Annotated in this window: 12 protein-coding genes; 4 read left to right on the top strand and 8 right to left on the bottom strand. The window is 69.0% G+C overall.

What is annotated here, in order from left to right; all coding sequences use genetic code 11:
* Positions 1–56 precede the first annotated feature (56 nt).
* From tldD to D0901_RS19025, 7 genes are all read right to left on the bottom strand, one after another.
* On the bottom strand, positions 57–1,511 hold the full coding sequence (gene tldD / locus D0901_RS19055) for a metalloprotease TldD (RefSeq protein WP_129141886.1): 1,455 nt from the start codon (positions 1,509–1,511) through the stop codon (positions 57–59).
* A complete protein-coding gene (locus tag D0901_RS19050) occupies positions 1,508–5,419 on the bottom strand; it encodes a YhdP family phospholipid transporter (RefSeq protein ID WP_129141885.1) in 3,912 nt (1,303 codons plus the stop codon). The genes tldD and D0901_RS19050 overlap by 4 nt, the downstream gene beginning before the upstream one ends.
* Before the next feature lie 4 nt (positions 5,420–5,423).
* The gene (rng, locus tag D0901_RS19045; protein ID WP_129141884.1) at positions 5,424–6,887 is read right to left on the bottom strand and encodes a ribonuclease G; all 1,464 of its coding nucleotides are present in this window, start codon (positions 6,885–6,887) and stop codon (positions 5,424–5,426) included.
* Positions 6,888–6,921: 34 nt separating this feature from the next.
* Positions 6,922–7,515 carry a Maf family protein gene (locus D0901_RS19040; protein WP_129141883.1) on the bottom strand — a complete coding sequence of 198 codons (594 nt, stop codon included), beginning with the start codon at positions 7,513–7,515 and terminating at the stop codon, positions 6,922–6,924.
* A gap of 47 nt (positions 7,516–7,562) precedes the next feature.
* Positions 7,563–8,048: a rod shape-determining protein MreD gene (mreD, locus tag D0901_RS19035; protein WP_129141882.1), complete on the bottom strand. Its 486-nt coding sequence runs from the start codon at positions 8,046–8,048 to the stop codon at positions 7,563–7,565.
* Positions 8,045–8,908: a rod shape-determining protein MreC gene (gene mreC, locus D0901_RS19030; RefSeq protein WP_129141881.1), complete on the bottom strand. Its 864-nt coding sequence runs from the start codon at positions 8,906–8,908 to the stop codon at positions 8,045–8,047. The genes mreD and mreC overlap by 4 nt, the downstream gene beginning before the upstream one ends.
* Before the next feature lie 133 nt (positions 8,909–9,041).
* Positions 9,042–10,079 (bottom strand): rod shape-determining protein, encoded by a 1,038-nt coding sequence (locus tag D0901_RS19025; protein WP_129141880.1) that lies wholly within the window; start codon positions 10,077–10,079, stop codon positions 9,042–9,044.
* Positions 10,080–10,272: 193 nt separating this feature from the next.
* On the opposite strand from D0901_RS19025, the gene gatC reads away from it, so the two are divergent.
* Genes gatC through D0901_RS19005 form a run of 4 tightly spaced genes read left to right on the top strand, consistent with a single transcriptional unit; the run spans position 10,273 to position 14,121 of the window.
* Positions 10,273–10,560, top strand: a complete 288-nt coding sequence (gene gatC / locus D0901_RS19020) for an Asp-tRNA(Asn)/Glu-tRNA(Gln) amidotransferase subunit GatC (protein WP_129141879.1) — start codon at positions 10,273–10,275, stop codon at positions 10,558–10,560.
* Between the two features lie 45 nt (positions 10,561–10,605).
* Positions 10,606–12,066, top strand: coding sequence for an Asp-tRNA(Asn)/Glu-tRNA(Gln) amidotransferase subunit GatA (gene gatA / locus D0901_RS19015; protein WP_129141878.1), 1,461 nt, complete (start codon positions 10,606–10,608; stop codon positions 12,064–12,066).
* Entirely contained in the window at positions 12,066–13,517 is a 1,452-nt protein-coding gene (gene gatB, locus D0901_RS19010) for an Asp-tRNA(Asn)/Glu-tRNA(Gln) amidotransferase subunit GatB (protein WP_129141877.1), read from the top strand. Before gatA ends, gatB begins: the two co-directional genes overlap by 1 nt.
* Before the next feature lie 52 nt (positions 13,518–13,569).
* On the top strand, positions 13,570–14,121 hold the full coding sequence (locus D0901_RS19005) for a cupin domain-containing protein (RefSeq protein ID WP_129141876.1): 552 nt from the start codon (positions 13,570–13,572) through the stop codon (positions 14,119–14,121).
* Between the two features lie 63 nt (positions 14,122–14,184).
* Here the strand turns inward: D0901_RS19005 and D0901_RS19000 are convergent.
* Positions 14,185–14,915 (bottom strand): aldehyde dehydrogenase family protein (locus D0901_RS19000; protein WP_129141875.1); only part of this gene is annotated, 731 nt, incomplete at its 5' end.

Raw genomic sequence — 14,915 nt, 5'->3', positions numbered from 1 at the left:
TGAGCAGGCCGAGTCGATTTCCAACGCCGGATGGGCGACGCGCAGGCACGTCCAGTTCATGATTGCGTGCCGCCGACGGTCAGCTCATCCAGCTTCAGCGTCGGCTGGCCCACGCCCACCGGCACGCCCTGCCCTTCCTTGCCGCAGACCCCAATGCCGGTATCCAGCGCCATGTCGTGGCCGACCATCGATACCCGGCCCATCGCCTCGGGGCCGTTGCCGATCAACGTCGCGCCCTTCACCGGGGCGGTGATCCGGCCATCCTCGATCAGATAGGCCTCGCTGGCCGAGAACACGAACTTGCCGGACGTGATGTCGACCTGTCCGCCACCGAAACTCACCGCGTAGAGCCCGCGCTTGACGCTCTTGATGATCTCGTCGGGCTCGTCGCGCCCGGCCAGCATGTAGGTGTTGGTCATCCGCGGCATGGGCATGTGGGCGTAGGACTCGCGCCGGGCATTGCCGGTCGGGGCCATGCCCATCAAGCGGGCGTTGAGCTTGTCCTGCATGTAGCCGGTGAGGATGCCGTCCTCGATCAGCGGCGTGTAGGCGCCGGGCGTGCCCTCGTCGTCGATCGACAGCGAACCGCGCCGATCGGCGAGCGTGGCGTCGTCGACCACCGTGACGCCCGGCGCCGCGACGCGCTCGCCGATGCGTCCGGCGAAGGCCGAACTGCCCTTGCGATTGAAGTCGCCCTCGAGACCGTGGCCCACCGCCTCGTGGAGCAGGATGCCCGGCCAGCCGGCGCCCAGTACCACCGGCATCTGCCCGGCCGGGGCATCCACGGCGTCGAGATTGACCAGCGCCTGGCGCACGGCCTCCTTGGCGTAGCGCTCGGCGACGTTGTCGTCGCGCAGCCGCGACATCGCGTAACGTCCGCCACCACCGGCGCTGCCGCGCTCGCGGCGGCCATTGCGGATGGCGATGACGCTGACGTTGAAGCGCACCAACGGGCGGATGTCCGCCGCCAGGGTGCCGTCGCTGGCCCGCACCAGCACGACTTCGTGCACCCCGCTGAGCGAGGCACTGACCTGCGCCACGCTGGGATCGGCGGCACGCGCCACGCGGTCGGCCTGCTTGAGCAGGGCGATCTTCTCCTCGGGGGTCAGCCCGGTGAGCGGGTCGACGCCGGCATAACGCGCCGACGCCGACGTCGAGCTCACCGCCACCCGCTCGAGCCGCGACCCGCCGCGGGCGATCCCGGCCGCGGTGCGCCCGGCCTCGGCCAGGGCTTCCGCGGTAATCTGGTTGGAGAAGGCAAAGCCGGTCTTCTCGCCGGCCAGGGCGCGCACCCCCACGCCGCCGTCGATGTTGAAGCTGGCGTCCTTGACCTCGCCATCCTCGAGCACCCAGCTTTCCTGCCAGCTGCGCTGGAAGTAGAGATCAGCATAGTCGACACCGGGCCCGAGCGCGTGCTCCAGGCCGGGTTCGAGTGCCTGGGCATCGAGTCCGCCGGGGGCGAGCAGGATGGTGATGGCCTCGTCGAGAGGCGAATGGGACAATTGCGTCATTCGGCGTCTTCCAGAGTGATGCGCGGCGAGGTCCAGGGACCCTGCACGCGATAGTAAATTCTCGTGACCTTGTCGAGCCAGCCACCGAACAGCTTGTCGGCCAGGAACAGCGCGCCGCCGACATAGGGGGCCCCGGCGAGTACCGCGGCCAGCGGCAGGTTCTGGCTGACCGGCACGGTGACGCCCAGCTTGAGGTCCAGCTCGCGGGCCATCAGGTCGACGCTGCCGTCGAGGCTGAACTGCGTGGAGGCGCCATCGATCGCCACCGGCCCGCGCGTTTCCAGGCGTCCACCATACAGTGTGGCATCGCCCTTGACACTGTCGAAGGCCGTGCCCTGCTCGGTCACGTCGGAGAAATCCAGGCGCAGCCGCCGCAGCAGGTTGTCGACGTTGAGCAGGCCGACCAGACGCGCCGAGGGGGAATCCAGGGTGACGAAACGCCCGTCGTCGAGCCTCGCCTGGATGCTGCCCCGCGAGCGTTCCAGGGCGAACTGCCAGGGCGCCCCCGGCCAGGCGAGCTGCGACTGCACACGGGTCCGCGTCGAGCGCACCGCCACCGGCTGATCGAGACGCTCGAGGGCGCTGCCCAGATCGCCGCCCTCGATCGTCAACCGCGAGCGGGTCAGGCTGGAACCGGCGCCCGACGCCTCCCAGACCACCTCGCCCTGGCCGGTGATCTCGCCCAGCGTCATCGACAGCGGCGCGACCCGCAACCGCTCCGACGTCGCCTCCCAGCTGGCCTCGAAGGGTCCCAGGCGCTGCCCGTGGCGGGTGATCGTATCGACTCTGACATGCCCGTCAGGTAACTGGTTCAACCCTCCGGGCAAGGCCACCGGCCGCGGTTCGCTGGTCGTGGCGATCTCGCTGCCGAGCTGGGGCTCGGTCGCTGCGGGGGTCAGGTCGTCGAGATGCAGCGTTTGCAGCTGAACGTCGATCGGACGAGGGCTGCGTGGCCGGTACGTGGCCCGGCCCTCGACCAGCGCCCCCGCCAGCGCCAGTTGCCAGCCGTCGGCGGGCAGCCGCGTGGCGTTGGCGACGAGATCGCCCAGGCAGCGGTCATCGAAGGCCAGGCAGGGGGTCGTCAGGGTGGCGCGGCGCAGCTCGGCCATCGACGAGCCGGAGGCCGGCTTGTCCGACGCGCCCTTGCCCGACGAGCCGCCAGGCGCGACACCGGCCAGCGCCGTCTGCCAGGCCTCCAGGGCGAGGCGCGGCGTCCGCCACTCGACCTGCCAGCCGCTCGACCCCGGCCAGGCCGGCAACGGATCCGGCCACTGCTCGAGCCACACCTGGCCCTGACCGCTATCGGGGCCCAGCGAGCGCCAGCGCAGGCGCAGCCGGTCGGCCAGGCGGGCCTGCACGCTGCGCGCGCCGGTCGCGGCATCGAGATGGAAAGGCACGCGAGCCGCCGGCGCCTTGCCGAACGGTGCCGGCAGCTGAATGCCCAGTCCCTGGAGATCGCTGTCGAGGCTCAGATGCGGCGATTCGCCGGTGAGGTCGAGGTTGGCCGAATAGGGGAAGTAACCGCTGAGCAGGCCGCTGAGCTGGCCGACACCGCCCCACTCGAGCAGCCCCCGGGCCAGCGCCCGCCCCTCGAAGGTCACGCCCTTGCCGCCGACGTCGAAGTCGGCGAGCAACGGCCCGTCGAAGACCCGGGCGCCGAGCTGGCCGGTCAGGGTATCGCTCTCGGCAGCCTGGGGATCGTGCCGATAACGCAGATCGCCGTTGACGTCGTAGAGGGCGAGATCGGATTGCGGCAGGCGCAGGCTCGGCGCCTCGACGCTCGCCGTGACATCGACGTCCACCGGCGTTTCGACGTTTTCCGGGGTGTCCAGCGTCACGCCGAGGGTCAGCCGGCCGGCGACGCGCCCCTCGCTGCGCCAGTCGGCAAAGGCGTCGGAGCCGTCGATGGGCGCCGCGCTCAGGAATTGCAGCAGCGCCTGTGTGGAGCCCCGCACCGGCCCCTCGATGCTCAGCCGGTCGTCGGCCATCGCGACCGTGGCGCCCTCGGTGACCAGCCCGCGGGTTTCGGCGTGATCGACCGTCGCATCGAGTGTGTCGTCGACCATGTCGAGGTGCCCGCTGAGGTTCTCCAGGGGCGGCCAGCCCACCTCGTAGGGCAGCTTGCCCTGCTCGATGTCGAGCGACAGCTTGAGTCGGGTCCGCTTGCCCAGATCGTCGCTGCCGTCATCGCTGCCCCCGCCGTCATCGCTCATCGCCTCCTTGTCGAGGGTCTGCTCGAGATGCAGCGTGCCGCGCGGAACAAGGCCGGTGATGTCGCGGGACAGCCATTCGCGTAGGTCCGGGTCATCGAAGGCCTTCATCGGCAACCACTGCGCCAGGGGCGTGTCGCGGGCGTCGACGTCGCGCATCGCCAGGTCGAGGACGAAGCGTCCCGGTCGCCGGTCGGCGTTGTCACCCGGGATTGTCAGTTCGAAGCTGCCGTCGACCGGCGCTCCGCGCCATTGCGCGTGGAGATCCTTGCCGGTCACCAGCGGCTGCCGCTCGGCCAGCGACCAGTCGACCCGGCCGCTGGCGGCATCGAGTGTCAGCGGATCCCCGTAGATATCGGGAAAATGCAGGAACACCCCGTCGCCGCCGACGAAATCGACGTGCCCTTGCTGACCGTCGGCGACGACCCAGGCGTCGACGGGCCCACCACCCGGCGCATCCTGCCAGGGGTCGAGGGCGGCACCGCGCAAGGCGACGCGCGCCTGCCAGGCACCGTCCCGCTGCCCCACCTGCAGGCCGCTCACCTGGCCACGGGGGTTGGTCCGTTGCAGGGCCCGGTCGACCTCCTCGGGAAGCGGCAGGCGCTCGCCCAGGGCAGCCAGGGCGTCCAGCGAGAACGCCCCGCTGCGCAGCCACCAGTCACTGCCCTGCCCGGCAAGTTCCAGGCGCGACGGCAGCGGCGAGGGCCCTGTCGCATCGCTGACCGACAGCGCATTGACCCAGGCACGCCAGCCCTCGCCGTCGTCGTTGCGCAGCCACTGGGCCCGCGCGCCGATATCGTGCAGCTCGACGCTGCCGCCGTCCCCGCCGAGGCTGAGCTGCGGTACCGTGACCGCGAGTCGGGCGTCGGCGATCCTCGCGTGTCGCCAGCGTGCCCAGAGCTCGGCCTCCCCCGCGATGCGGTCGAGGCGCACCGCCCGATGCCGGGTGAGCAACTGGCCGAGGCGGTCGAGGCTCGACAGATCCATCTTCGCCTGCAACGCCGCACTGAAGTCGCCGAGCCCCCGCGAGCCCGGCAGCACCTCGAGGACCGCCGAGAGCACGCGCTCGGGCTGGCCTTCGACATACCACTGGCCTTCGATGTGGGCCCGCTGCGCCCCGCCGGCGATCAGCAACTGCGGGGCGACCAGCGTCAGGCTGTCGTCGAGGCCGTGCAGGACCAGGCGCACGTCGTCCACCGCCACCCGCTGCTGCAGCAACAGCCCCACCCAGGCGTCGAGCCGATTCAGGTCGAACCCGCCCTGCATCATCGAGGCGGGGTCCTTGGCACGCCCCGGCCACGCCCAGTCGCCCTGGGCGTTCTGATAGAGGTGCAGGGTGAGCTCGGCGACGTGGGCCTGACCGATGACCGGCTGGCGGGCGCGCAGCGAGGCCAGCGTATCGAGGCGCAGATCGGCGTGGCCGAGCGACAACAGGGGTAACGTCGACTTGCCCGACGGCACCGTGATCTGCAGCTCGTCGAGGCTCAGGCGCGGATCCAGGCGCTGCATCTCGCCGGTGAAACGGCGCAGGTCCAGATTGGCGGAAAACTGGCGGGCCAGGGCGGCTTCCACCCGGTCGCGCACGGCGTCGAGCTGGGTCATCGCCAGGCGCAGGCCGCTCATGCCCAGCGCGGCGATCACCAGCAGGATCGCCAGCAGCGTCAACACCCAGCGCAGCGTGACTCGGATCGGGTTCATGGGCTTACATCAGCACGATGTCGTACTGCTCCTGGGAGTAGTGCGTCTCGACCTGGAAGCGGATGGTCTTGCCAATGAAGATCTCCAGGTCGGCGACCGCGGCGGACTCCTCGTCGAGCAGCCGATCGACCACCGCCTGGGAGGCCAGCACCATGTAGGTCTCGGGACTGTAGGCGCGTTCCTCGCGCAGGATCTCGCGAAAGATCTCGTAGCAGACCGTCTCCGGCGTCTTCAGCGTGCCCCGCCCCTGGCAGGTCGGGCAGGGTTCGCACAGCGTCTGCTCGAGGCTCTCGCGGGTACGCTTGCGGGTCAGCTGGACCAGGCCCAGCTCGGTGACGCCGGTCAGCTTGTTCTTGGCATGGTCGCGCTCCAGCGACTTCTCGAGCACGCGCAGCACCTGGCGCTGGTGCTCGCTGTCCTCCATGTCGATGAAGTCGATGATGATGATCCCGCCGAGATTGCGCAGCCGCAGCTGCCGGGCGATCGCCGTGGCCGCCTCGAGATTGGTCTTGAAGATCGTCTCCTCGAGGTTGCGATGCCCCACGTAGCCGCCGGTGTTGACGTCGATGGTGGTCATCGCCTCGGTCTGGTCGATCACCAGATAGCCGCCGGACTTGAGCTGGACCTTGCGCCCCAGCGCCTTGTGGATCTCGTCCTCGACACTGAACAGATCGAAGATCGGCCGCTCGCCGGGGTAGTACTCGATGCGCTCGACGACATCGGGCATGAACTCCTCGGCGAACTCGATCAACTTGTGATAGTTCTCGCGGGAGTCGATGCGCACCTTCTCGATGTCGTCGCGCATCACGTCGCGCAGGGTGCGGATGAACAGCGGCAGGTCGTCGTAGATGCGACTGGGTGCCGGCGCGGTGACCTTGCGCTCCTCGACCTTGCGCCACAGGCGCCGCAGGAACTGCATGTCGGTGAGCAGTTCCTCGCTCCCCACCCCTTCGGCAGCGGTGCGGATGATGAAGCCCCCCGGCACGCCCTGATCGAATTCGTCCAGACAGGTCTCGACCAGCGCCCGCAGCCGCTCGCGCTCGGCGTCGTCCTCGATGCGCTGGGAGACCCCGGTGTGGGGCGAATCGGGCATGTAGACCAGGTAGCGCGACGGCACCGAGAGATGAGTGGTCAGGCGCGCGCCCTTGGAACCGATCGGATCCTTGGTGACCTGCACGACCAGCGGCTGGCCCTGGTGCAGCAACTGGCTGATCGAGACCTGCTCGTCGGCCGGGGTGTTGGGCGGCATCACCTCGTTGGCGTGGATGAACGCCGCACGCTCGAGACCGATGTCGATGAAGGCGGCCTGCATCCCGGGCAGGACCCTCGCCACCCGGCCCTTGTAGATGTTGCCGACGATGCCGCGGCGTCGGCTGCGCTCGATGAAGGCTTCCTGCAGCACCCCGTTCTCGACCACCGCCACGCGGGTTTCCATCGGGGTCAGGTTGATGAGTACCTCGCCGCTCATGCACCGATCCTTGTGAAGAAGGCTTTGCTCGCGATTATGACACAGCCGGGCGCGGCGTCGGCCACAACGCGATGCCCTGACGCTCAAGCAACTCGGCGGTCTCGAACAGCGGCAGCCCGACCACCGCCGAATGGCTGCCCTCGATGCGTTCGACGAAGATCGCCGCGTGACCCTGGATGGCGTAGCCCCCCGCCTTGTCGGCGGGCTCCCCGGTGGCCCAGTAGGCCGCCATCTCCGCCTCGCCGATGGCGCGCATGGCGACCCGCGTCGTCACGCAGGCCTCGAGCATCCCGCTCGGCCCGCTGACCGCCACGGCGGTGAGCACCTCGTGCCAACCCCCGCTCAGAGCAGCGAGCATCTCGCCGGCATGCCGACGATCGCGGGGCTTGCCGAGGATGCGCCCGGCCACCACCACCGCGGTATCCGAGCCCAGGGTCGGCAGTCGGGTACCGACGCCGCCGGCCTCGGCCTTGGCGCGGGCCAGGCGGGCGACGTAGTCGGCGGGCGGCTCGCCGGACCGCGGCGTCTCGTCGATGTCGACCGGCGCCACCTCGACGTCGACGCCGATCGAGGCGAGCAGTTCGCGACGGCGCGGGGACGCCGAGGCCAGGCGCAGAACGGGTGGCATGGAAATCCCTCCTCGGATTGCGGATGCGCCGACGCCAGGCCGGCGTGTCAGGTCACGCCGAGACGCCGCCGCAGCATCTGCAGCATGGTGAACAGCCAGGGCCAGAGCACGGCGCCGATCAGCGCCGGCAGCAGGAAGACCAGGTTGATGGCGAAGGGCCCGAAGATGGTTCTCAGCCACTGCTCGAGCAGTTGCGCGATCCCCAGGATGATGAACACCAGCACCGCCTGCTGAATCAGCGCATAGGCGCGCATCCGCTGGTAGACCAGCAGCGCCAGATAGGTGAGCAACGACAGCACCAGGGCGTTCTGCCCCAGTGGCGCGCCCTCGAGCAGATCGAGCAGCAGCCCGAACAGGAAGCCGTAGAAGACGCCCACGCGCTGCGGCGCCACCACGCACCAGTAGACCAGCATCAGCCCCAGCCAGTCGGGCCGCCAGACCAGCCAGGCATCGGGCAACGGCATGACCTGCAGGCACAGGGCCAGCACCAGGGTCGTCCAGATCATCACCAGGCCGCGCAGCGAACCGATCATGGCGTCTCCTCGTCCGCCGTCATGCCGCTGACCCGCTCGGCGGCATGACGGGCGGTATCGCTGACGGGAATTCGCGTGGGTCGCGGCGGCGGAAACAGCAGCAGGAAATGCCGGGAGCGTTCCGGCTGGGCCACCGGCTCGGCGGTCACCTGGGCGAACGGTGCGCCCGGGTCGTGCACCACCTCGCGAACCCGCGCGACCGGGTAACCTTCCGGAAAGCGCCCGGCCAGGCCGGAGGTGACCAGCAGGTCACCCGGGCGGATATCGGCGGTATCGGGCACGTGCAGCACGTCGAGCACATCGTAGCTGCCGGTGCCCTGGACGATGAAGCGCAGACCGTTGCGATTGACCTGCACGGGCACCGCGTGACTGGCGTCGGCGACCATCAACACCCGGCTGGTATACGCCGATACGGCGATCACCTGGCCGATCAGCCCCGACGCGTCCATCACCGGCTGGCCGACGTAGGCGCCGTCGCTGCGACCGCGGTCGATGACCATCTGATGGGTAAAGGGGTCCGAATCCAGCGACAACAGCTCGGCGGTGATGTAGGGGACCTCACGACGCTGGGCGGCATCGAGCAGCTCGCGCAGGCGCACGTTCTCGGCGGTCAGGCTGGCCATGCGCTGCACCCGGTGGGACATGGTCAGCAGTTGCTGGCGCAGGCGCCGGTTCTCGTCGACCAGACGCGACTGATCCGAGACCACCAGCGCCCCCCAGGACAGCGCGTCACTGGGCAGGCTGACCAGCCACTGCACCGGCGTGACCACGGTCGACAGGTGCGCCCGCAGTTCCGCGACGCGCGGCAGGCGATGCTCGGCGAACATCAACGCGAAGGCGATGAAGGCGCACAGCAGCATGCGGTAGCCGGGTGCGGGACCCTGCGAGAACAGCGGTTTGATAGAACGACTCCCTGCGAACTGGCCAAGAACCCGAGACGCGCCGCAACGGCGCGCTGCAAACGCGAAACGACGCCGCGCCGGCGCCGTCCGTTCAATCGCTGGAGAGCAGCTCGAAGGTGTGCTGGTCGATCATTTCCAGCGCCTTGCCGCCACCGCGCGCCACGCAGGTCAGCGGATCCTCGGCGACGATCACCGGCAGGCCGGTCTCCTCGGCGATCAGCTTGTCGATGTCACGCAACAGGGCACCACCGCCGGTCAGCACCAGACCGCGCTCGGCGATGTCGGAGGCGAGTTCGGGGGGCGACTGCTCGAGGGCACTCTTGACCGCAGCAACGATCGACGCCAGCGGGTCCTGCAGGGCGTCGAGGATCTCGTGGGAGTTGAGGGTGAAGCTGCGCGGGATGCCCTCGGCCAGGTTACGACCGCGCACGTCGATCTCGCGCAGCTCGCCGCCGGGATAGGCGCAACCGATCTCTTCCTTGATGCGCTCGGCGGTGGCTTCACCGATCAGGCTGCCGTAGTGACGGCGCACATAGGCGATGATCGCCTCGTCGAAGCGGTCGCCGCCGACGCGGATCGACTCGGAATAGACCACGCCGTTGAGCGAGATGATGGCGATCTCGGAGGTGCCGCCGCCGACGTCGACGACCATCGAGCCCTGCGCCTCCTCGACCGGCAGACCGGCGCCGATCGCCGCCGCCATGGGCTCCTCGATCAGGAATACCTCGCGGGCACCGGCGCCCTCGGCGGACTCCTTGATGGCGCGTCGCTCGACCTGAGTCGACATGCAGGGCACGCAGACCAGTACACGCGGGCTCGGGGTCAGGAAGGTACTCTGGTGAACCTTGCGGATGAAATGCTGGAGCATCTGCTCGGTGACGGTGAAGTCGGCGATCACGCCATCCTTCATCGGCCGAATCGCGGTGATGTTGCCCGGGGTGCGGCCCAGCATGCGCTTGGCGTCGACGCCCACGGCGGCCACGCTGCGCATGTTGCCCGACTGGCGAATCGCTACCACCGAGGGCTCGTCGAGAACGATGCCGCGACCGCGAACATAAATCAGTGTGTTGGCGGTCCCCAGATCGATCGACAGATCGCTGGAGAACAGCCCCCTCAAACGTTTAAACATGGAAGTCTTTCACCTAGTCCAGACCGGAACCCTGTGCGGACGCAAACGGTATCATCGCGGGGACAAGGCGGCAAGCAAGATGCCCGTCACACGGAGTTGTGGTACCGTTTCGCCTATTTCACGACACCCGTCGACCGTGGCCGCCCGTCCGCGGTCGACACGCATTGCCATCGCACTGAAGGAAGCCGACGTTATGGCGCTTGAACCCGAAGACGTACGGCGGGCCGCCCACCTCGCCCGCCTGGGGCTCGACGATCACGAGGCCGCAGGTTACGTGGACGACCTGAGCCGGATCCTGGAAATGGTCGACCGTCTCCAGGCCGTGGAAACCGACGGCGTCGCGCCGCTCGCCCATCCGCTGGACGCCACCCAGCGCCTGCGCGCCGACGAGGTCACCGAGACCGATCAGCGCGAGCGCTTTCAGCGCTGTGCGCCGGCCGTCGAGAACGGCCTCTATCTGGTACCCCGGGTCGTCGAGTAAACGACGCCCGCCCGCCGGACCCGCTTTCCACGGAGCCAACGCCCCATGCACGACAAGACTCTCACCGAACTGGCCGCGGCACTGGCCGCCGGCGAGTTTTCCAGCCGTGAGCTGACCGAGGCGCTGCTCGCGCGCATCGACCGCCTCGACGGCGAACTCAACAGCTTCATCACCGTAACGGCAGACGCCGCGCTCGAGGCGGCAGACCGCGCCGACCAGGCCCGCGCTTCGGGCCAGGCCGGCCCGCTCACCGGCCTGCCGCTGGCGCTCAAGGACATCTTCTGCACCCAGGGCGTACGCACCAGTTGCGGCTCGCGGATGCTCGACAACTTCGTCTCGCCCTACGACGCCAGCGTGGTCGAGAAGCTCGCCGCCGCCGGTAGCGTGAGCCTCGGCAAGACCAACATGGACGAGTTCGCCATGGGCTCGTCCAACGAGAACAGCTACTACGGCCCGGTCAAGAACCCCTGGGATCTCGCCGCGGTGCCCGGCGGCAGTTCCGGCGGCAGTGCCGCGGCGGTCGCCGCCGGGCTGGTCCCCGCGGCGCTGGGCACCGACACCGGCGGCTCGATCCGCCAGCCGGCCGCCTTCTGCGGCATCACCGGGCTCAAGCCCACCTATGGCCGCGTCTCGCGCTACGGCATGGTCGCCTATGCCTCGAGCCTCGACCAGGCCGGCCCCATGGCGCGCAGCGCCGAGGACTGCGCCCTGCTGCTCGGCGCCATCGCCGGTCACGACCTGCGCGACTCCACCAGCGTGGCGCGCGGCGTGCCCGATTACCGCGAGACCCTCGAGGCCTCGTTGTCGGGGCTCAAGATCGGCCTGCCCAAGGAGTATTTCGGCGACGGCCTGTCACCCGCCGTGGAGAGCGCGGTGCGCGAGGCGATCCGCGTCTACGAGTCGCTGGGCGCCAGCGTGCGCGAGGTCAGCCTGCCGCACACCGATCTGGCGATTCCCGCCTATTACGTGATCGCCCCGGCCGAGGCGTCCTCCAACCTGTCGCGTTTCGATGGCGTGCGCTTCGGCCATCGCTGCGAAAACCCCACCGACCTGATCGACCTCTACAAGCGCTCCCGCGCCGAGGGCTTCGGCGAGGAGGTCAAGCGGCGCATCCTGATCGGCACCCATACGCTGTCGGAAGGCTTCTTCGACGCCTACTACAAGAAGGCCCAGCAGGTCCGCCGCCTGATCCGCCAGGACTTCATCGACGCCTTCGAGGACGTCGACGTGCTGATGGGTCCGGCCTCGCCGACGCCCGCCTTCGATCTGGGCGCCAAGTCCGACCCGGTGGCCATGTATCTGCAGGACGTCTACACCATCGCCATCAACCTGGCGGGCATTCCCGGCCTCAGCGTGCCGGCCGGCTTCGCGAACGGCCGCCCGGTCGGCCTGCAGATCCTCGGCCCGCACTTCGCCGAGGCGCGGCTGCTCAACGTCGCCCACCGCTTCCAGCAGTCCACCGACTGGCACCGCCGCCAGCCCGCTTTCGGTAAGGAGAACGCCTGATGCAATGGGAAGCCGTGATCGGGCTGGAGGTCCACGTCCAGCTCGCCACCCAGTCGAAGATCTTCTCCGGGGCCTCCACCGCCTTCGGCGCCGAGCCCAACACCCAGGCCTGCGCCGTCGACCTGGGCCTGCCGGGCGTGCTGCCGGTGCTCAACGAGGGGGCCGTGGCGATGGCCGTCAAGTTCGGCCTGGGCATCGATGCCGAGATCCCCGAGACCTCGATCTTCGATCGCAAGAACTACTTCTACCCCGACCTGCCCAAGGGCTATCAGACCAGCCAGATGTATCAGCCGATCGTCGGCCCGGGTGAGGTCGAGATTACCCTCGACGACGGCAGCGCCAAGCGCATTCGCGTGCACCACGCCCACCTCGAGGAGGATGCCGGCAAGTCGCTGCACGAGGACTACCACGGCATGACCGGCATCGATCTCAACCGCGCCGGCACGCCGCTGCTGGAGATCGTCTCCGAGCCCGACATGCGCTCCGCCAAGGAGGCCGCCGCCTATCTCAAGGCGATCCACGCCATCGTCACCTACCTGGGCATCTCGGACGGCAACATGGCCGAGGGCTCGATGCGCTGCGACGTCAACGTCTCGGTGCGCCCCCGGGGCCAGGCATCGCTGGGCACCCGCGCCGAGGTCAAGAACGTCAACTCCTTCCGCTTCGTGGAGCGCGCGATCGCCTTCGAGATCGAACGCCAGGTCGAACTGCTCGAGGACGGCGGCAGCGTGATCCAGGAGACCCGGCTGTACGACCCGGAGAACGACGAGACCCGCAGCATGCGCACCAAGGAGGAGGCCAACGACTATCGTTACTTCCCCTGCCCCGACCTGCTGCCGGTGGTGCTCGACCAGGCCTACGTCGACCACCTGCGCGCCAGCCTGCCGGAACTGCCCAGCGAGAAGCGCGCGCGCTTCCAGAACGAGCTGGGGCTGTCGGCCTACGACGCCAGCGTGCTGTCGTCGAGCCGGGCCATGGCGGAGTACTTCGAGGCGGTCAAGGACGCCGGTGGCGATGCCAAGCTGGCCGCCAACTGGGTCCAGGTCGAGCTCGCCGGCCGCCTCAACAAGGAAGGTCTCGACATCGCCGACAGCCCGGTCTCGGCCGCCCAGCTCGGTGGCCTGGTGGCCCGCGTCAAGGACGAGACCATCAACGGCAAGGCGGCCAAGAAGGTCTTCGCCGCGCTGTGGGACGGCGAGGGCGACACCGCCGACTCGATCATCGACGCCCAGGGTCTCCGGCAGGTCACCGACAGCGGCGCCATCGAGGCGATGGTCGATCAGGTGATCGCCGACAGCCCCGTACAGGTCGCCCAGTACCGCGAAGCCGATCCGGACAAGCGCGGCAAGATGATCGGCTACTTCGTCGGTCAGGTGATGAAGGCCTCGCGCGGTACCGCCAACCCGCAGCAGGTCAACGCACTGCTCAAGGACAAGCTCGACAACGCATGATGACGGCGGCCGGCGGCAAGCCGCCGGCCGCCTCGCCACAAGGATCTTCCGGATGTCAGATGATGTCGGCCCGCGCCTGCGCGCCCTGCGTACCCTGCGCGGCATCTCCCAGCGCGAGCTGGCCAAGCGCTGCGGCGTCACCCATTCCAGCCTGTCGCTGATCGAACAGGGCAAGGTCAGTCCGTCGGTGAGCTCGCTGAAGAAGATACTCGACGCCATTCCCATCAGCGTCGGCGACTTCTTCACACTGGACATGGACAATCGCGATCAGGTCTTCTACTCCCCCGAGGACCTGACCGACATCGGCAGCGGCGACGTGATCTACAAGCTGGTCGGCGGCAATCATCAGACGCGATCATTGTCGTTCATGATCGAGACCTACCCCGGCGGCGCCGACACCGGACGCGAGATGATCGCCCACCAGGGCGAGGAAGCCGGAGTGATCCTCGAGGGCGAGATCGAGATCACCATCGGCATCGAGACCCGCACCCTGGGCCCCGGCGAGGCCTACTACTTCAACACCGCCATCCCCCACCGTTTCCGCAACCCCGGCAAGCGCGAGTGCCGGCTGGTGAGCTGCTGCACCCCGGCCAAGACGTTTTGACGACGGCCGTGTCCGGGGCGGCCGCCCCTCACCGGGACGGCCGCGTCATGAAAGGTGCCGCGTTCAGGGCACCAGCGACAGCCACACCGTCTTGAGCTCGGAGTACTCCTCCAGCGAGTGATGCGACTTGTCGCGGCCGTTGCCCGACTGCTTGACGCCGCCGAACGGCACCGTCTGGTCCATTCCCGCCCAGTTGTTGACGAACACCTGCCCCGACTCGAGCCGCCGCGACACCCGCATGATGCGGTCGATGTCCTGGCTCCAGACCCCGGCCGCCAGGCCGTACTCGCTGTCGTTGGCCAGCCGCACGGCCTCTTCCTCGCTGTCGAAGCCGAACACCGCCAGCACCGGGCCGAAGATCTCCTCGCGGCCAATCGCCATCTGCGGGGTGACGCCGTCGAACACCGTCGGCGCGATGAACAGCCCCGGCCCCTCGGCGGCCGGGTCGCTGCCGGTGCGCAGGGTCGCGCCCTCCTCGACGCCGCGGCGAATGTAGTCGCGCACCCGCTCATACTGGGTGCGGTCGACCATGGCGCCCATGAAGCTCGCCGGGTCGAGCGGGTCGCCGGGCTGCATGCTCTCGGCGGCGGCGAGCAGCTTGTCGACGACGGCCTCGCGGATCGAATTCTCGACCAGCAGCCGGGAGCCGGCGATGCACACCTCGCCCTGGTTGTGGAAGATCGCCTCGGCGGCGTGACGGGCCACGGCGTCGAGGTCCTTGCAGTCGGCGAAGACCAGATTGGGACTCTTGCCGCCGCACTCGAGATACACCCGCTTCAGGTTCGACTGGCCGG

The sequence above is a fragment of the Modicisalibacter coralii genome (assembly GCF_004117855.1).
GTDB lineage: Bacteria > Pseudomonadota > Gammaproteobacteria > Pseudomonadales > Halomonadaceae > Modicisalibacter > Modicisalibacter coralii.
Note: the sequence above shows the minus strand (reverse complement) of the source record. Positions and strands in the feature narration are given on the sequence as shown.

What these genes read in the sequence shown, in the direction of transcription:
- tldD (WP_129141886.1), bottom strand. Translation starts at nt 1,511, where the DNA reads ATGACGCAATTGTCCCATTCGCCTCTCGACGAGGCCATCACCATCCTG.
- D0901_RS19050 (WP_129141885.1), bottom strand. Translation starts at nt 5,419, where the DNA reads ATGAACCCGATCCGAGTCACGCTGCGCTGGGTGTTGACGCTGCTGGCG.
- rng (WP_129141884.1), bottom strand. Translation starts at nt 6,887, where the DNA reads ATGAGCGGCGAGGTACTCATCAACCTGACCCCGATGGAAACCCGCGTG.
- D0901_RS19040 (WP_129141883.1), bottom strand. Translation starts at nt 7,515, where the DNA reads ATGCCACCCGTTCTGCGCCTGGCCTCGGCGTCCCCGCGCCGTCGCGAA.
- mreD (WP_129141882.1), bottom strand. Translation starts at nt 8,048, where the DNA reads ATGATCGGTTCGCTGCGCGGCCTGGTGATGATCTGGACGACCCTGGTG.
- mreC (WP_129141881.1), bottom strand. Translation starts at nt 8,908, where the DNA reads ATGCTGCTGTGCGCCTTCATCGCCTTCGCGTTGATGTTCGCCGAGCAT.
- D0901_RS19025 (WP_129141880.1), bottom strand. Translation starts at nt 10,079, where the DNA reads ATGTTTAAACGTTTGAGGGGGCTGTTCTCCAGCGATCTGTCGATCGAT.
- gatC (WP_129141879.1), top strand. Translation starts at nt 10,273, where the DNA reads ATGGCGCTTGAACCCGAAGACGTACGGCGGGCCGCCCACCTCGCCCGC.
- gatA (WP_129141878.1), top strand. Translation starts at nt 10,606, where the DNA reads ATGCACGACAAGACTCTCACCGAACTGGCCGCGGCACTGGCCGCCGGC.
- gatB (WP_129141877.1), top strand. Translation starts at nt 12,066, where the DNA reads ATGCAATGGGAAGCCGTGATCGGGCTGGAGGTCCACGTCCAGCTCGCC.
- D0901_RS19005 (WP_129141876.1), top strand. Translation starts at nt 13,570, where the DNA reads ATGTCAGATGATGTCGGCCCGCGCCTGCGCGCCCTGCGTACCCTGCGC.